Origin of the sequence: Bradyrhizobium sp. NBAIM08 (assembly GCF_020193935.1) — a bacterium.
Taxonomy (GTDB): domain Bacteria; phylum Pseudomonadota; class Alphaproteobacteria; order Rhizobiales; family Xanthobacteraceae; genus Bradyrhizobium; species Bradyrhizobium yuanmingense.
On record NZ_JADYVR010000011.1, the window covers coordinates 226,555 to 244,513 of the forward strand.

The following is a 17,959-nucleotide window of genomic DNA, read 5'->3' on the forward strand; positions in this document are numbered from 1 at the left end:
CGAGCATATCTGGCGAGGATGCAGACAAGCCGGCACTACACCGTGGTGATACGGGGCGCGGCGTGTGCGATGCGACGAGCCGCATGCAGGTTGACGACGTGCTCAAGCTTTACGTCAGCAACAATGCGGGCGCTACGGTGTCCTTGTCAGAACTCGTCACACCGGTCATGGAAACCAGTCCCCTCCAGTTCGTGCGCTCCAACGGCTACCCGGCCATGCGTATTGCCGGCAAGGGCTGCACCCGGGATAGCCGGCGACGCGATGATGGAAATGGAAAGACTAGCCTCAAACTGCCCCCAGGTTTCACAGTCGAGTGGATTGGACAGTCTCTGCACGAAAGCAATCTGCCTCGCAGGCGCCAATCCTGCTTGCTCTCTCCATGTTGGTCGTCTTTCTGGTGCTGGCTGCGCTTTACGGGAGCTGGTCAATTCCGTTCTCGGTGACGCTTGTCGTGTCGCTTGGAATAATCGGTTCCGTTCTCGCGGCCCATCTGCGCGGGCTCGAAAAAGACGTCTTCTTCACCATCGGCTTTACTACTATCATAGGTTTTTCGGCCAAGAACTCGATCCTGATCGTCGAATTCGCCAAGAACCTTCGCAGTCAGGGCGTGGGCTTACGAACGCCGTCGTCGGAGCAGCCAGGCTTCGATTGCGTCCGATCCAAATGACCTCACTGGCCTTTCCACTCGGTGTGGTCCCATTGATGCTTGCCCGCGGCGCTAGCGCCGAAACCCAGCGCGCCATCGGGACCGGGGTATTCGGTGGCATGATTTCAGCAACGCTCCTCGCTGTGTTCTTTGTGCCCGTCTTCCACGTCTTCGTCACGGAACATTTCGGTGCACGCAAAGACTGGGCCTCCATGCAATAAGCGAAGGGTGACCTCGACTCTGGAAGAGATCTCAGGGTCGATTCAAGGTGATCGACACGGTGCGGGAGAAGTTCAGTTGTCGGACTACGAGGCGATCACGCACCCCCAGGCGATACTTGTTCTGCCGTCGCTTCGCCCGGTTTGGACTTGTGGTTCATCTTCGCTTCTGATGGCTACGATGAACCACAAATCTCCTCGTAGAGAACTTGGGCAACTCGTCCGAGCAGATGGCCGGCGGACGTCATCCGCCGCCGGCTATCCTACGCTGCCCGGGGCCTGGGGGCTGGGCAGCGGTCGACTTAGTGCTCGTAAGCCTGCCGATCGCCGATTCGTAACCCGCCAACTATTCCGGCAAGCTCCGAACCCGAGAAATCGGTGGTCTTACGCGTTCACCAAGCGCCTGAGCTTTCCGGTTTAATGGACACGGGGTTCAGCTAAACCCGTCTTGCGCCCGAACTCAACCGGGTTGACATAGGCGTGGTCGAGTCCATGCGGGTATTGTTGCAAAATCTTTCAGTTTAGCTGAACCCATCGGCGCGTGCCTCGTCTCTAGTTCTGTAGATCTTTCCTGCCGTCCGTTCGGTCTTGAGAAGAGAAGAAGCTCTCCGTGGCCGCATCGTCCCACGCTTCCCGGAACGGCTCATGCTGCAAACGATGCCATGGTCGGCCATCAGGCGCTAGAACTGCTCGCTCGTGTGCTGGCGCACCAGTCGGGTGCTTCGTGATGATGGATGATACCTGGGCGACAACCCTACTTTCACGCCGCCACCAAATATCTCGCTGGTTGCCGACGCATTCCTCGGGATCGCGACAGCAAATGACGCCGCATGGCCGGCGCTACGGGCGACCTCATCAGTTCGAGAGGTCGCCGGGCCCAAAGATATCGATTTGGCCCTGCTTAGACTACGCATCCTCACGATCCGCAAACAGCATTGGGAAAACGGCCTTAAACTGGCTCCAAGGCTGCAAGCCAATTTGAACCCAGCACCAGTTCCCCGAGGTTCGGTGGACATCAATGCCAATCACCCGTCGCATTCGCACCTCCTGCCAGACACGAGCCGAGAACTTAGGGCTGGTCGCCTCCGACTCGCCCGGTTGCGCCGAGAGCGCGCGCCCGCAGCTCTCGTCGGGTCATTTGGAACCGAGAGTTTTTAGGCGCGAGCAGCCTTTTCGGAGTTTGTGCTGAAGCCGATGCCGCGCCCTCAGCTAGCGCGTGTAGCAGGGACAGCGTCGGGTTCTCACTCACTCGAGGCGCCGAGGCACGTCCGCGCTGCTCCGGAAGCTACATGCGTGCATCGACAGCTAGGAGTCCAAGCCGAGGCACCGGAAGCACGGTGCGGGCAGCCCGATACACACGACACATGCAGGCCGCATTGATATCACGCGGACTGCGCTGCAGGATCAGCCGGTTGAACAGCCCGCAGAAGCTGGTGAGCGATTTCGGGCTCAACACGCGGGTGCGGCTGTCGGGACTGGGAGCTGCCCCTCACGGCCGCATCAGCAAGATCGGCCGCAGTTATGCGCGCGCCATGCTGGTCGAGCCGGTCTTGGCTGCGACCAAGGCGCCCGGTCCACTGCATGCGTTTGGTACTGCCGGTTCCGGCCGTGGCGGGCGATCCTAGCGATAGGCTATCGCACGCAGGTTCACTCCAGGGCCGCACGCCCATCCCACAGGTTGTCCGTCACGGTCTGGGTGAGTCCTAGTGGCTCCAAAATTTCGTTGGCATAGGATCAGCTCGGCTATGCCAACGTATAGCTTTCGAAGGAATTCCTCCGCCGGCATTGTTGAGGAGGACACGATCATTGGGAGAGCCGAGGCGACGCTATCGGAGGCCATACAGTTGATCACACTTCTGTTCAGATGAGTTTTGTCATCCTGATTGGGACTGTACTGCGCACTCCAGAACACGAACGCGGAGATCGCAGGCCAAGCTTGGCAATGCGCTCGGCACGGAACAGGCTCGCCGAGGCTGGCGGACAGTTCTTCTCTAGAACCGCATGAATTCAGGGCTAAGAGGTTAACTTGAAGGCGGCTCTCCGCTCTCCTCGCTGGACCAGACGGGAAGATGAACTGTTGCGCGAGCTTGTTGATGCAGGCGCGCCTGTGGAATCCATTTGCGAAACGCTCCACAGGTCCGAGCCGGAACTTCGGAGGCGTGGCTACTACATTGGCCTACCAAGGAAATGGTTTAAGCGAAGAGTCGCCCTCTGACGTTGAGGCCGCGCTCGACTGCGATCCTGGTTTTGGCAAAGTAAGGCCACTAACTGAGGCCACCTCTTTCATTCAGTAGAAGAGGGCGACGTCGACTTCTGGGCCCGCCGGCATACGAGGATGATGAGCGCGCGCATTTGTCGCGCGGCTATGCGCTCAGTCGGGCCGGCGCCGGGCTGGCTTGATTGAGCCCGGCGATCGAACGTCAGCATCTTCGTCGACCCCACTCAGTTCGGACTGAACGAGGATCTCAGCACCTACACGCCCGACTTCTTGCAGGATGAGGGACTGTGCCGCGACGCCGGTGTTGCCTTCCACTTTGCGCCGGATGCACAGGAAGTTTATCCGAGTCATTTCGAGACCTTAATTGAACCGGGCGACCTCGCCAAAGCTGTGCGGAGCCTTCAGGCCTGGACATTTTCGCGGTGTCGCTACTGTCGTATGTCAGTTGTTGAACATGGTGCAGCCCGACGTGCTGTTTTTTTTGGCCAGAAGGATTTTCAGCCAATGCGCAGTCGTGCGTCGCATGGCGCGGTTGATCTCAATCTCCCAATCGAGATCGTCACCGTACCGACCGCTGCCGAGCAGGATGGGCTCGCGATGAGCAGTCGCAACCAGTATCTCGGCAAGGAAGAACGTCAGCGGGCCCTTGCGTTCAATCGTGGACTCTCCGCCGCGCTCGATGAATTCCGCTCGGGAGAAAGGCCAATTGCGATCGCCAAGGGGCATTTAGAGACAGTTGACCGACTCCAGTATCTTGAACTTGTGGACGGTGCCGCCGACAGTCCACTGCGACGCCCCGCGGAGCTTTGTGCAGCAGCCTACGTTGGATGGACCCGGCTGACCGACAAGGTAATACTGGCGTTGCCAACTCCATAGCGCACTGCGCAGCCAACATTACGCAGCATATTGAGCTGGAAGAAGTGCTCAAGCCAACTGTTCCGACAGACGTGTCGATTGGTGCCAAGGGCGAACTCCGAGCAAAGTTGTTCAGCGAGTTAGCGATGCGGAGAGGGGGGCTTGCGGAATATTGTAGGCCCGAGAATTTTGCCTCTGGCAAGGTCATACTTCGCGGGGCTGCGACCAGCGAGCGTTTCGACAAACCTTGGTATAGTCTTTTGCAGCCCATTCTATATTTCCCACTTACCTTTGTAGAGTTGAGCACCCGTCAGGTCGTTTGTACTTTCGATCTCGAACCCGGATCATTCGATCGACGGGGCGGCGCGAAGCCCGAAGTGACGCCTTGCTAGAAGTCGTTGCGTTCCAATCAGGTGTGAGGACGAATCTTGAGTCTGACCGTTAGCCGGTTGCACGCAAAAAGACTTGGGGGGCTGTGCCTTAAGAAGGTGCCCACTATTCGAGATCGCGATGAGCGATCAGAACAGCGCAACCAACCTTCATTCAAGCGACGAAGATGAAGAAGCGGAGGATCGGGCACGCTATGCTCAGCAACGTGTGATTCCTTAGAGTAGCCGATAACGCTTCCCTCATACTACGGGCTTTAGCGCAGTCGCCGCATTGATGATCATTGCTGTACCGCAATTTGCTGGCGTATTTGCATCCCCCTCTGGAAATGCGAGTCGAGATGGCATTTACCGAGCTTTTCATCAAACGTCCGGTATTGTCTATTGTCGTTAGCCTCCTGATCTTGCTGATCGGCTTTCGGGCGGCGACCGTACTGCCGATCCGGCAATATCCCAAGCTATCTAATACGGTCGTCAATATCACTACTTCCTATCCTGGCGCCTCCGCCGACATGATCCAGGGGTTCATCACGACTCCCCTGGAGCAGGCCGTCGCTTCCGCCGAGGGCGTCGACTACATCAGCTCCTCATCGGTGCTCGGTACCTCGACGATCCAAGTCTACATCAAGCTGAATTTTGATCCCAACGAGGCGCTCACCGAGGTGCTCTCCAAGGTCAACTCAGTGAAATATTTGATCCCAAAGGAATCAAACGATCCGGTCATCACCAAATCGACCGGTCAAACAACCGCTGTCATGTATATCGCGTTCTCCAGCGAGGAATTGACGGCAAGCGCGATCTCCGACTACCTCTCGCGCGTCGTGCAACCCGTTATGGCAACCGTGGATGGCGTCGCAGCGGCGGACATCCTGGGCGGTCAGAGTTTTGCGATGCGGCTATGGCTCGATCCTGCGAAAATGGCTGGGCACGGCGTGTCGCCGGCCGAGGTTTCGGCTGCAATCGCCGCCAACAACTTCCAGGCCGCGGCTGGCCAGGCCAAGGGCTATTTCACTATCTCCGATGTCACGGCAAATACGGATCTGCGGAGTGTGGATGATTTCAAGCGGATGATCGTCAAAGCCAACGACGGTGGCTTTGTGCGCATGGAAGACATTGCGGTAGTCGAGCTTGCCGCGCAGACGGCAGACACTAGCGTCGCGATGAACGGCGAGCACGCGGTCTTCATCGGCGTGCAGGCGAGCCCGCAAGGCAATCCGCTAAACATAGTGCGAGGCGTTCGAGGGCTGTTTCCAGAAATGGAGCGTAACCTGCCGCCGTCGCTGACGATGAAAGTGGCCTACGACTCCACCCAGTTTATTCAATCATCGATCGATGAAGTGGAGAAGACGCTCATTGAGGCTGTCGTGGTCGTGGTGATCGTGATCTTTCTGTTCCTGGCCTCACTGCGGTCGGTCATCATTCCTGTGGTCACTATTCCGTTGTCGCTCGTGGGTGTCTGCAGCATGATGCTCGCGCTGGGGTTTTCATTCAATCTCCTGACTCTCCTTGCGATGGTTCTCGCGATCGGTCTCGTGGTCGACGACGCGATCGTGGTGGTGGAGAACATTCATCGCCATTTAGAAGAAGGTGCGACGCCCCTACTGGCTGCTACAAGGGGCGCGCGCGAGATCGTCGGTCCCGTTATCTCCATGACGATCACCTTGGCTGCGGTATATGCGCCGATTGGGTTTCTCGGCGGCCTCACCGGTGCGCTGTTCCGCGAATTCGCGTTTACGCTGGCGGGAGCTGTGATCGTGTCGGGCGTGATCGCGTTGACGCTGTCGCCCATGATGTGCTCGCTCTTCCTGAGGCGCGCCGAGGGGGGCCGATTTGCAAGGCTTGTGAACCGCGGGTTCGGCGCCATAACACGATGGTACGGCCGCAAGCTCGACCGCTCGCTCGAATATCGCCCAATTACCGGGCTATTTGCGCTGACCATGTTAGGCCTTGTCGGTTTTCTCTACATGAATATTTCCAAGGAGCTCGCGCCGGAGGAGGATCAAGGTATCGTATTCGCGCTAACGAAGGCGCCCAAATACGCCAATATCGACTACCTCGACTATTACGGCGCCAAACTTGAAAACGCGTTCAAGAAATTTCCAGAGAGTGACTTGAGCTTCGTGCTCAATGGCATCAGTGGCCAGCAGAGTGGCATGGCCGGCATGTTGCTCAAGCCGTGGGACGAGCGCAAGCGATCATCGATTGTACTAAAATCCCTCGTTCAAGCCGAGCTGTCCAAAATCGAAGGTATTAACGCGTTTGCCTTTAGCTTGCCTCCGCTTCCGGGCGGTTCGGGTGGCCTACCAGTGCAGATGGTGATTAATTCGACGGTTGGCTTCCAATCCGTTTACGAGCAGATGTCCAAGCTGAAGGATGTCGCGCGCAAGAGCGGTCTGTTCATGGTGAGCGACTCCGACCTCGAGTTCAACCAGCCGGTGGTGCGAATCAAGGTTGATCGGTCTAAGGCCAACGAGCTTGGCATCACCATGCAGACTATCGGTAGCGCGCTCGCCACCTTACTTGGCGGAAACTACGTCAATCGCTTCAATTTGCAGGGCCGTTCCTACCAGGTGATCCCGCAGGTCCCACGTCAGGAGCGCCTGGCGACGCAAGCAATCGGGAGCTATTATGTGAAGACTGCGACGGGCTCGATGCTCCCGCTGTCTACTGTAGTCTCCATCGAGACTGCGACCGATCCGAACGCTCTCACCCACTACAATCAGCTCAACTGCGCGACCTTTCAGGCCGTGCCGATGCCTGGCGTCACGATCGGTCAGGCTGTGGACTTCCTGGAAGCCGAGGCAAAGAAACTGCCCGCAGGCTTCAGCCACGATTTTCTGGCCGACGCCCGCCAATACGTATACGAGGGTAACCAACTGGCGATTACCTTTGCATTTGCAATCATCATCATATTCTTGGTGCTTGCGGCGCAGTTTGAAAGTCTGCGCGATCCTTTCATCATCATGATCAGCGTACCGATGGCAATCGTGGGCGCCTTGATCCCGCCATTTTTTGGCTGGGCAACTATGAACATCTACACCCAGGTCGGACTGTTGACACTGGTGGGGTTGATTTCCAAGCACGGCATCCTGATGGTTGGGTTCGCCAATGAGCTGCAGCTCAAGGAGAGACTTGACCGTCGCTCGGCTATAGAGATGGCGGCGCGCGTCCGACTGCGTCCAATCTTGATGACTACGGCGGCAATGGTCACGGGCTTCATACCCTTGTTGACTGCAACGGGAGCTGGCGCCGCGAGCCGCTTCTCGATTGGGCTCGTGCTCGTCGCTGGCATGACTGTCGGCACGCTGTTCACGCTTTTCGTGCTGCCGGCGGTCTATGTCGTGTTCGCGTCGGACCACCGCGCCGACGCGAGCTCCGGCCGCGCGAAGAACGCCGCCGAGTTCGGCCTCACCGGCGCTGCTGATCCCCAGCTGGCCAAGCAATGACGATAAATTCAATCCAGGTTCGCTCAGTGTCAAGCGAGGGAGCCTGCGATCGCTTCACGCTCCGTTACGCATTGAGATCTTCACGCCCGTGGTGCCGAGCTTGGCGGCTATCGGGGGCTCGGAAGAACACATCGGTGATCCCCGGCTGCTCCGCTAAGGTGAATTTCACCGTACATTTCAAGGCAGCGGAATGCCCAAGCTCGACATCGCCGGGGGAGAAGGGAATTGATCCTCGCTGACAAAAGGCGCGTTGCTATTTATCCCAGGGCTCTTGAAGGAGAATTGTTTGCTTCCGTCTAACCGCGTTGCGTTGCTAGCCGAAAAATGATGGCGCTGAACCGCTTAGGGGTCGACACGCGCCGTGGGAACGGCCCGTATCCATGGCCGACGCACTTACCGCTTTCGATACGAGGACCATTGATCGACAAGCCGAGAAACAAGCCGACGCGTTTTGGCTGAATGATCGTTGCCGGGTATCGGGAAGTGCAGCACAGCTTGCGTTGCACGATCGAAAGTCGAGAACAAGAGCAACTGCTGAACGCAAAAACGGCCGCTGCCATTGTGAAGAAGGGCGGAGCTGCTAAGCGAATGTTCAGCATCTGCCGCAACCCGATGACCAATGGCCGCGCTGGCTCCCCCGACGTGTGACCCGACCCTCTGGAGTGGGAAAATTAAGGAAATGCCTGAGTTTGATGCTGCTATCTGGTTTCTGGCCGCAACGACGTGTTTTGCTGCCTTTGTAAATGGAGCCATTGGCTACGGCTTTTCGTCGCTCACTGTACCCTTTGCGCTAGGGTCTGTACCTAATTAGCGAACTCTGATTCCCTCGCAGCGGGTTGATTCCACGCGGGGGACTTCGATGCGCAAAGGACTGTTCTGGCTCAACGACAAGCAATGGACTCTGATAGAGCCGCATCTGCCAACGAACCAGACCGGACCGGTGCGCGATGACGATCGACGCGTCATCAGCGGTATCATTCACATGCTTCAGTGCGGCGCACGCTGGCGCGATTGACCGCCCGACTATGGTCCGTACACGACGATCTACAATCGTTTCAATCGCTGGGCCAAGCGCGGACATTTGCGGGCGATCTTTGAAGCGCTCGCCCGCTGCGGCAAAGACGGCGTGACTTTGTCCATCGACTCCACCACGATCAAAGCGCATCGCTCGGCGAGCGGCGGAAAAGGGGGGAGCATGAACAAGCGATCGGCCGCTCGCGCGGCGGGCGGACCACGAAAATCCACGCGCTGAGCGACCCTGACTGCAGACCTTGCGCATTTCATCTCACTCCAGGCCAGGACGCTGATATTGCCGCAGCGCCAGCCCTTTTGGAACTCGCGAAACCCATGTCTGCCCTCATTGGCGACAAAGGGTACGACGGCGACGGCTTTCGAGCCGAAATCGTCGATCGTGGTGCCAAGCCCGTCATCCCAAACAAATCCAACAGGGTCACTCTCCACAGCTTCAGCAAACGCGCCTACAAGGGGCGCAACGTCATCGAGCGCTGTTTCTGCCGCCTCAAGGATTTCAGGCGTGTCGCAACTCGCTACGACAAACTAGCCAGGAACTTCTTGGCTGCCATCCATCTCGCCGCCATCGTTGCCTATTGGATCAATTGAGTCCGAGCCCTAGTTTTCTACACCAATCGCATTCTCAACCCCGCCATTGTCATCATCGAGGTCTTCGTCAACGTTTACGTCCTCCTCATCAATCTGAAGGGCGTGCGGGTGGTTTGGAGACGAGTGTTTCCCATCTTGCTCGGGCTCTTGCCGGGCGTTGCGCTCGGCGGCTATGCCTTGACCTCGCTTCAGCCGGGCTGGATCAAATTCGCCACCTACACGATCATTCTGCCCCTGATCCTGCTGCAAGCTGCGGGTTGGCGCCGCCCTATCGGAGCAAGCTGGCTGATCGGCCTGCCATTCGGGTGGATGCTGGGCGTTCTCTATTCGCTGACGACAATCTCCGGGCCTCCCATAGCGATGCTGTTTAACAACCAGGGCTTGGTCAAACACGAATTTCGCGCCGGCCTAGCGCTGGTTCGCGTGGTGGAATCGAGCGTTACCGCCTTCGTCTACTATCAGCTCGGCTTGTTCATTTACGAAAGCGGCAGCTTGCTCTATGTTTTTGTACCGAGTGTCCTGCTTGGCGTCCCGCTGGGGTCCTACGTCATTCGCCGGCTTGATGCGGAGATATTCCGACGCATCTGTATGAGCTTTGATGCTTGGATCGTGGGCTTCGGCTTGTCACGGGTGCTGATTGAGCTCGATCTAGTGCAGAGCGCCTGGGCTTATAGCGTGATGGCGGCGGCGATACTGATCGATCTCTCCCTGCTATACTTGTTCTTTACAACGCACAATCCAAATCTCATCTCGGCGAACTGCGGATATAAGCACCTGAACGATGCCGGCGGGCAACTCGGTATCGAATGCGCGCGCGTCCTGGACCTGATCGACGCCGCCCTCTTCGGCGGCGATGATGATGGCTTGCAAATCTGGTTGATTGCTCCAGACGGCCCAGCCCACCGCCGCCGGGAACCCGGGATCACAGGACAGCCCTGATGCCGCCATGCTACTCGAAATGGCTGTTGCCGGCGGCGACACGCTGGCCCAGAACAAACGAACTGAGGCCCAATGGCTGCGCGGGAACCATCTGGCGGCCGGAAACCAGGGACGAACGAATGTCAAAACCATCGGGGCCGACATTAACCGCTTGCGCGTGGTAGCGGAGCTCGTTGTAGTGATCTCTTGAGACAGCGCCGCCACTCGTGATGAGAGCTTCCGATTGTGCAAAGTTGTCGGAAAAAGGACGGCCGTGTTAGCGCCAACTGCATAGAGGCCTGGGGCGCCGTCGGCTTTGTAGGCGTTGCGACAAGCATGCTGAGCGTTGCGATTTGGCTGTCGCAGACCAGCAAAAATCATTGCCCTCGTGTGGCCAGCTCATCCGGGAGAGATTGGCCGAAACACCGCCATCCCCAGGGGCTCGACGATCACCCCTACTTGTCGCTCTGCGTGTGACGCAGTTCAGCATTTGTGACGGCATCGCATTTGCAGGGATGAAGAACGTCAACTTGAGGCCATCATCGTCGAGCCGCGCGTCGCTTGCAGGCGACGCACGCAGGATGAGGGGCGCCGCGCCCGCGAGTCCGTTCTCTCAGGAGCGTCCGTGATACCATGTGCCAATTTGTCTGCCGGCCTGCTTGGGACACGCCTGACATTTTTTGTGGCCGGATTCGGCCTCGCGGCCTGGGCGCCTTTGGTGCCACTCGCCAAGGAGCGGCTCGCGGCGGATGACCGCATGCTTGGTCTACTGCTGCTCTGTCTCGGAACGGGATCTGTCGTCGCGATGCTTTTGACCAGCGTGTTGAACTCGCGGTACGGCAGCAAGCCCATTATCCTCGCGGGTGGACTTGGACTCGCGATCATCCTGCCGTGCCTTGCAATTTCCGACACACCTGTAAGGCTCGGTGCCACGCTATTTGCTTTCGGCGTTTCACTCGGCTCGATCGATGTAGCAATGAACATCCACGCGATTGAACTGGAGCGCGCCACGGGCCGTCTATTGATGTCCGGCTTCCACGCTCGGTACAGCATTGGGGAAGTCACCGGCTCTGCCGCGGTCACCTTGTTAGTCTCCCTGCAGTGTGGCTCGCTTCTCTCGACGTTGGTCTGTTCGGCGTTAGTAGCGATCGCGATTGTGACGGCCTGGCCGAGGTTGCTGGCGACGGGTTCGAGACAGCAGGGGCCATTATTTGTCTTGCCCCACCGCAGTGTGTTGCTCATAGCGGTGCTCGCGGGTATCACCTTTCTTGTAGAAGGTGCAATGCTCGATTGGAGCGCTTTGCTTCTCGTTGAACGAGATCTTCTCGCGGAGGCGCACGGGGGCATTGGTTATATGCTCTTCTCAATCGCCATGGCCGCAGGGCGTCTCAGCGGAGATGCCGTGGTGGCGCGAATCGGCGACCGTGCCACATTGATGCTCGGGACTGTACTAATGGTAACAGGCTTTTTGGCCGTGGTAGCCGCGCCCGTTGCGTTGATTGCTATGGCAGGGTTCCTGCTTATCGGATTGGGTATTTCAAATGTTGTACCCGTACTGTGTCGACGCGCCGGCAAACAGAACGTGATGCCAGCAGGCATAGCGATAGCGGTCATCACGACCGGCGGCTACGCGGGTATACTCGTCGGGCCGGCCGGCATCGGGCTCATCTCACACATATTTGGCTTGCCAATGGCGTTCGGGATGTTAGGCGCGCTCATGTCCATCGTGATGCTGTCGGCGAGGATGATGACCGACCATCGCTAAGGCATTGGTCAAGAGGAAGGGAGCGCCGGTTCGCTCCGGCTAGTGATCGCCCGTCGGCGGTTGAGATTTAGAGTCGATGAGCTCTCAACTGCTGGCAGCACGTCTCGATCTGATCTTTCCTTTCCTGCAAGTCGGCAGGGGTTCTTGGCGGCGAACTGAGGGCAGCTGTTGACAATGAACGTTCGTCAACTTGCGAAGCAAGATTGATCGTTACGTGAGCGGCGAGTCTGCTAGGACGGACGTTCACCGCCGGGCGATCGTGGTATCGCCCCTTATCCGGGAACAAGCGAATCACTCTGGTGCCGTCCGTCGCTGTCAGCCCGATACGCCCGATATGCCAGCTGAATGCCATCCTTTAGCGAAGTCGTGGCGCGCCAGCCGAGCCCAGACAGCCGACGCACGTCGAGCAGCTTGCGTGGCGTGCCGTCCGGGCGCGACGTATCGAAGCTGATCTCACCGCGAAAACCGACGGCGGCCGCGATCATGAGTGCGAAGTCGGCGATGCTGATGTCCTCGCCGCTACCGATATTGACCAGTTCCGACGAGGAATAGGTCTTCATCAGATGGATGCAGGCATCGGCGAGATCATCGACATAGAGGAATTCGCGGCGCGGCGTGCCGGTGCCCCACACCACGACGTTGCGGCTGCCCGAAATCTTGGCCTCGTGGAAGCGGCGGATCAGCGCGGCGACGACGTGGCTGTATTCGGGGTGATAATTGTCCCCGGGGCCGTAGAGATTAGTCGGCATCACGCTGATGAAATCGGCGCCGTACTGGCTGCGATAGGCCTCGGCCATCTTGAGGCCGGCGATTTTGGCGATGGCATAGGGTTCGTTGGTCGGTTCCAGCGGGCCGGTCAATAACGAATCCTCTCGCAGCGGCTGAGGCGCCAAGCGCGGATAGATGCAGGAGGAGCCGAAGAACATCAGCTTCTCGCACCCATTGGCATGCGCCGCCTGGATGACGTTGCTCGATATCGCCAGATTGTCGTGCAGAAACTCGGCGCGCAGCGTGTTGTTAGCGACGATGCCGCCGACCTTCGCGGCGGCGAGGAACACGGCTTGCGGCCGCTTCGCGGCAAACCAGGCGTTCACCGCGGCCTGGTCGCGCAAGTCGAGCTCGCTGCGCGGCACCGTCAAGAGATCGGCCTGTTCGCGTGCTAGCCGGCGCATCAGCGCCGCGCCGACCATGCCGCGATGGCCCGCAACGAAAACCGTCTTACCCTTCAGTTCAAACGACGTGCTTGCCATTGGTCGCATCCTGCTTGGCTTCAACGAGATCGCTGGCGACCATTTCCTTCACCAGTCGCGAGAACGGCGTCTTCGGAGCCCAGCCGAGCTTGGCGCGCGCCTTGCTGGCGTCACCGATCAGGAGATCAACCTCGGTCGGACGGAAATAGGTCGGATCGATCTGCACCAGGGTCTTGCCCGAGGCCTTGTCCACGCCGACCTCCTCGACGCCCCTGCCGCGCCATTCGATGCTGCGCCCGACCTCGGCAAACGCCACCTCGACGAACTCGCGGACCGACCGCGTCTCGCCGGTCGCCAGCACGAAGTCGCCGGGCTCGTCGACCTGCAGGATCCTGTGCATGCCATCGACATAGTCGCGGGCATGGCCCCAGTCGCGCTTGGCGTCGAGATTGCCGAGATAGAGCGTGTTCTCGAGGCCGACCTCGATGCGGGCGACGGCGCGGGTGATCTTGCGCGACACGAACGTCTCGCCGCGGGTCGGGCTCTCATGGTTGAAAAGGATGCCGTTGCTGGCGAAAATGCCATAGGCCTCACGGTAGTTCACCGTGATCCAATAGCCATAAAGCTTGGCGACGCCATAGGGCGAGCGCGGATAGAATGGCGTGGTTTCCTTCTGCGGCACCTCTTGCACGAGCCCGTAAAGCTCCGAGGTCGAGGCCTGGTAGAACCGCGTCTCCTTTTCCATGCCGAGGATGCGGATCGCTTCCAAAAGGCGCAGAACGCCGATTGCGTCGGCGTTGGCGGTGTATTCCGGGCTCTCGAAACTGACATGGACGTGGCTCTGGGCGGCCAGGTTATAGATCTCGGTCGGCCGGATCTGCTGCACCAGCCGGATCAGATTGGTCGAATCCGTCATGTCGCCATAGTGCATCAGGAACGGCACGCTGCCGGCATGCGGATCCTGGTAGAGATGATCGACGCGCGCGGTGTTGAACGAGGACGATCGGCGCTTGATCCCGTGCACGTGGTAGCCGAGACCGAGCAAATACTCGGCGAGATATGCTCCGTCCTGCCCGGTGACGCCGGTGATCAGCGCAACGCGTCGCTTTGAGTCCTGAACCGTCATGGTCTCTCGTAGTTTCGCCGGAAAGAAAAGCCCTGTGAAACGCTATTGGAAGCCGTTTCTCGTGAAGTCTAGACGGCGCAAGCCCGCTCCACCCGCAGTTTGAGGAAAGCGATCGTTATGTCCAGTCATACACATCAGCTAGGAAAGCACACTATATACATTGTTTTAAATCGGACTGGATTGTGTGAACGCATTGATCTCCAAAACATCAAAGTCAATTAACGCTCGCATCCTGGCTTATATCTCTGACGATCCTAAGTAGGCGAGATGCATGCGATCGCGGTTGCGAGCGCAAGGGCGCGCTTGTCCGGGCTATATCTCCAACGAGATAGAAGCTGACCATCTGTGTTCCTATCTAACCTCAGGCGCAAGTACGCATACGCGTGGTCTCGTCACGGCTTGCGAGAGCGACGAGCTGGAGCCGCAGTCATCGATGCATTTCGCCCGATGACGGGATGCAAGCAAGCGTACAGTCAAGCTTGCACGCCAATTCGTAGTCAAGAAAGCCCCCCTACCGTTAACTTCCGGACAGAACACCCGGTCTTCGCGGTCGATTCATCGCCCGTGATCAGCGCTGTTGCCAATGTCAAGCTCGCGGCAGGCAGTGGAGCGGCCGACACAAGACAAGATGAGAAAGAGTAGTAAACGTTGGTATAGATGCTCCAACGTTTCGATATCGAAAGTTTACGCTCGTACAATAGAGCTTCGCTGCCAATCGTCTAGTCTCGATGAGCGTAACTTGCCTTCGTACGAGTATGATGGGCCTCCTAAATCCAAGCCGGCAAAATGTTTCAGGTAGAACAGAACAATTCAAGCTAGAGCTGCTGCGCAGTTTGTACTCGATCGGCAGCCAAAAGCGGAATGTAGTCGGCCGAAGCGATGATGGCTAAAGGAGGTCTAACTCACGCTTGCGAATGCGGCGGCGATACAGGCGGCCGCGAAAAAGCCCGAACTTGACGCCTGTTACCATCGTGCAGGCGATTTCATGATCGGATTCCTGTAGGCGGGACCTCGGGCCCCTTGAACTTGGGCTGCATTGATCGATATGTGTGGAATTGTTGGCATTTTGGGGCGTGGTCCGGTCGTTGGCCAGTTGGTCGCGTCGCTCAAGCGATTGGAATATCGTGGCTATGACTCCGCAGGCCTCGCGACTCTCGAAGGTCTCCGTATCGAACGCCGGCGCGCTGAAGGTAAGCTGAGAAACCTTGAAGAGCAGCTGCGCTATTATCCGCCGTTGGGTCATATCGGCATCGGTCATACCCGCTGGGCGACTCATGGAAAGCCGACCGAGAGCAATGCTCACCCGCATGCGACAGAAAATGTCGCGGTCGTTCATAACGGGATCATTGAGAATTTCCGCGAGCTGCGAGCCGAACTGGAGCGGAATGGAGCCCACTTTAACTCAGAGACAGACACGGAGGTGGTGGCGCATCTCGTCGAATCTTATCTCAACAGGGGCTACTCGCCGCGGGATGCGGTACAAGCGTCACTGCCACGGCTGCGCGGTGCCTTCGCGCTGGCATTCCTTTTCAAAGCCCACGATGATCTTTTGATCGGTGCGCGTAAGGGGTCGCCCCTTGCGATCGGACATGGTATCGGCGAAGTGTATCTAGGATCGGACGCGATTGCGCTCGCGCCTTTGACCGACACCATCACCTATCTTGAAGACGGCGACTGGGCCGTGCTTACCCGCACGATGTGCGTGATTTATAGCGCAGACGGATCTGTCGTCCAGCGGGAAACATCAAAGTCTGGCGTATCGTCACTCCTTGTGGACAAAGCGAATTATCGCCACTTCATGGCCAAGGAAATCCACGAGCAGCCGACAGTGGCCGGCAAGACATTGGCGCATTATCTCGACATGGCGGCCGAGCGCGTCGCCCTGCCGGTCACATTGCCGTTCGACTTTAAATCCGTTCAGCGCATCTCAATTACCGCGTGCGGGACTGCAGGCTATGCCGGGCACATCGCCAAATACTGGTTCGAGCGGCTGGCGCGCTTGCCTGTCGAGATCGATGTAGCGTCCGAGTTCCGCTATAGGGAGGCGCCTTTGCGCCGGGGCGATCTCGCGATCGTCATCTCGCAATCGGGCGAAACCGCTGACACGCTAGCTGCACTGCGATACGCCAAGGACCAGGGCGTGCACACGATATCTGTGGTCAACGTCGCGACGTCGACGATTGCGCGCGAGAGCGAATCCGTTCTGCCGACGCTGGCGGGGCCGGAAATCGGCGTCGCCTCCACCAAGGCATTTATCTGCCAGCTGATGGTATTGGCGGCGCTTGCCGTCGCAGCAGGCAAAGAGCGCGGTAAACTGTCTGAGATCGATGAAACGAGGCTCGTGCGTGAGCTTATCGAAGTGCCGCGGTTGATTGCTGCGGCGCTGTTGATCGAGCCGCAGATCGAGAAGCTCGCGCGTTATATCGCCGATTCAAGGGACGTGCTCTATCTCGGTCGTGGCACATCGGCTCCCTTGGCGTTCGAGGGCGCACTCAAGCTGAAGGAAATTGCTTATATCCACTCAGAAGGTTATGCCGCCGGCGAGCTCAAGCACGGACCGATCGCACTGATCGATGAGGCCGTGCCTGTGGTGGTGATCGCACCTTATGACGATGTCTTCGAGAAGACCGTCTCGAATATGCAAGAAGTTGCGGCTCGGGGCGGCAAGATCATCCTGATCACCGATTCGAAGGGTTCTTTGGAACCGACGGTGGACACACTCATGACCATTGTGCTGCCTGAGATGGTCGCACGCTTTACGCCGATGGTCTATGCCATTCCGGTACAACTCTTGGCTTACCATACCGCTCTCGTAAGGGGCGCGGACGTGGATCAGCCGCGTAATCTAGCAAAATCGGTGACTGTGGAATGAGGCTACAGTGTTATGTCGGTCCTTGAGGCCACGAATCGCCTGGGCGAGCTCAGAAAGAGAACGATCCCGGTATCACAGGTCAATCATAGACCGATCCAGCTCGATGAGCAGCAGTCAGCCCTGCTTGCGTCATCATCGTCTACCGACTAACGTCCTGGGAGCGAGCGTTACCTTCCTCTTGTTCGAGCCGAACGGTCGATAACAAGTGGAAATTCCGGATAATTGGAAGATCGAAGTCGGCTCTCGGTTACCAGCCCGCGATCTGCTTTGCAGGGCCAAATCAGCCTGAAGCCACAAAAGATACTCTCTAACTCATCCTCCCACCTCGCCGATGTCGACGAACAAGTCGCTGCACAACAGCTTCGGGCCGCTCCGTCGCAGCTTATTCACTGGCGGCGCATACGCGCGACAACTTACTTTTCCCGATTGCCAGCATCCGAGCGATGTCGGGCACGTCGAGCATGCACTTCGATTGCTCAGGATTAGCAGTCCAGTTTGTCCCTTCGATCGCGCGTGGCAGGGGTTCACGCAATCCGGTTGGGCCACACGCGCCACCGCGGCTCTCCGACCTGTGAAGTGGCCCCCGGATTTGGGACCGGAAGCCTAGTTGGAATGTAGCCGTTCCGTTTGGTAAACGGAGCGGACGATGACGAAGAAGACGAGACGGAAGATCGACGCGGCGCTGAAGGCGAAGATCGC

General features: G+C 58.3%; 8 protein-coding genes and 5 pseudogenes. 10 read left to right on the plus strand and 3 right to left on the minus strand.

The annotated features are described in order from the left end of the window. Nucleotides 1-83 precede the first annotated feature (83 nt). Nucleotides 84-867, plus strand: a pseudogene (locus I6F37_RS30580) (efflux RND transporter permease subunit). A gap of 414 nt (nt 868-1,281) precedes the next feature. Here the strand turns inward: I6F37_RS30580 and I6F37_RS30585 are convergent. Beyond that, a pseudogene (locus I6F37_RS30585) lies at nt 1,282-1,568 on the minus strand (IS3 family transposase); the annotation flags it as partial. Nucleotides 1,569-2,273: 705 nt separating this feature from the next. On the opposite strand from I6F37_RS30585, the pseudogene I6F37_RS30590 reads away from it, so the two are divergent. From I6F37_RS30590 to I6F37_RS30625, 8 genes and pseudogenes are all read left to right on the plus strand, one after another. Beyond that, nucleotides 2,274-2,453: pseudogene (locus I6F37_RS30590) on the plus strand (transposase); the annotation flags it as partial. Nucleotides 2,454-3,283: 830 nt separating this feature from the next. After that, nucleotides 3,284-3,958 (plus strand): annotated as a pseudogene (locus I6F37_RS30595) (pantoate--beta-alanine ligase); the annotation flags it as partial. Nucleotides 3,959-4,664: 706 nt separating this feature from the next. Next, nucleotides 4,665-7,769 (plus strand): efflux RND transporter permease subunit, encoded by a 3,105-nt coding sequence (locus I6F37_RS30600; RefSeq protein WP_225128599.1) that lies wholly within the window; start codon nt 4,665-4,667, stop codon nt 7,767-7,769. Between the two features lie 459 nt (nt 7,770-8,228). Continuing rightward, the gene (locus tag I6F37_RS30605) at nt 8,229-8,417 is read left to right on the plus strand and encodes a hypothetical protein (protein ID WP_225128598.1); all 189 of its coding nucleotides are present in this window, start codon (nt 8,229-8,231) and stop codon (nt 8,415-8,417) included. A 211-nt stretch (nt 8,418-8,628) separates the two neighbouring features. Then, nucleotides 8,629-9,389 (plus strand): annotated as a pseudogene (locus I6F37_RS30610) (IS5 family transposase). Nucleotides 9,390-9,443: 54 nt separating this feature from the next. After that, nucleotides 9,444-10,328, plus strand: a complete 885-nt coding sequence (locus I6F37_RS30615) for a sulfite exporter TauE/SafE family protein (RefSeq protein ID WP_368736796.1) — start codon at nt 9,444-9,446, stop codon at nt 10,326-10,328. A 7-nt stretch (nt 10,329-10,335) separates the two neighbouring features. Then, nucleotides 10,336-10,518 carry a hypothetical protein gene (locus I6F37_RS30620; RefSeq protein ID WP_225128597.1) on the plus strand — a complete coding sequence of 61 codons (183 nt, stop codon included), beginning with the start codon at nt 10,336-10,338 and terminating at the stop codon, nt 10,516-10,518. A 432-nt stretch (nt 10,519-10,950) separates the two neighbouring features. Continuing rightward, nucleotides 10,951-12,072, plus strand: a complete 1,122-nt coding sequence (locus tag I6F37_RS30625) for an MFS transporter (RefSeq protein WP_225128596.1) — start codon at nt 10,951-10,953, stop codon at nt 12,070-12,072. 272 nt (nt 12,073-12,344) lie between these two features. Here the strand turns inward: I6F37_RS30625 and I6F37_RS30630 are convergent, their stop codons facing one another. After that, the gene (locus I6F37_RS30630) at nt 12,345-13,322 is read right to left on the minus strand and encodes a GDP-L-fucose synthase (RefSeq protein ID WP_275945323.1); all 978 of its coding nucleotides are present in this window, start codon (nt 13,320-13,322) and stop codon (nt 12,345-12,347) included. Then, the gene (gene gmd, locus I6F37_RS30635) at nt 13,303-14,388 is read right to left on the minus strand and encodes a GDP-mannose 4,6-dehydratase (RefSeq protein WP_225128595.1); all 1,086 of its coding nucleotides are present in this window, start codon (nt 14,386-14,388) and stop codon (nt 13,303-13,305) included. The genes I6F37_RS30630 and gmd overlap by 20 nt, the downstream gene beginning before the upstream one ends. A 1,045-nt stretch (nt 14,389-15,433) precedes the next feature. Here gmd and glmS point away from each other — a divergent pair. Continuing rightward, nucleotides 15,434-17,260: a glutamine--fructose-6-phosphate transaminase (isomerizing) gene (gene glmS, locus I6F37_RS30640; protein WP_225147790.1), complete on the plus strand. Its 1,827-nt coding sequence runs from the start codon at nt 15,434-15,436 to the stop codon at nt 17,258-17,260. The last annotated feature ends 699 nt before the right edge of the window (nt 17,261-17,959 follow it).

Excerpts from the sequence above, each read along its gene's own strand:
- gmd (WP_225128595.1), bottom strand. The coding sequence starts at position 14,388 with ATGACGGTTCAGGACTCAAAGCGACGCGTTGCGCTGATCACCGGCGTC.
- I6F37_RS30605 (WP_225128598.1), top strand. The coding sequence starts at position 8,229 with ATGATCGTTGCCGGGTATCGGGAAGTGCAGCACAGCTTGCGTTGCACG.
- glmS (WP_225147790.1), top strand. The coding sequence starts at position 15,434 with ATGTGTGGAATTGTTGGCATTTTGGGGCGTGGTCCGGTCGTTGGCCAG.
- I6F37_RS30600 (WP_225128599.1), top strand. The coding sequence starts at position 4,665 with ATGGCATTTACCGAGCTTTTCATCAAACGTCCGGTATTGTCTATTGTC.
- I6F37_RS30630 (WP_275945323.1), bottom strand. The coding sequence starts at position 13,322 with ATGGCAAGCACGTCGTTTGAACTGAAGGGTAAGACGGTTTTCGTTGCG.
- I6F37_RS30620 (WP_225128597.1), top strand. The coding sequence starts at position 10,336 with ATGCTACTCGAAATGGCTGTTGCCGGCGGCGACACGCTGGCCCAGAAC.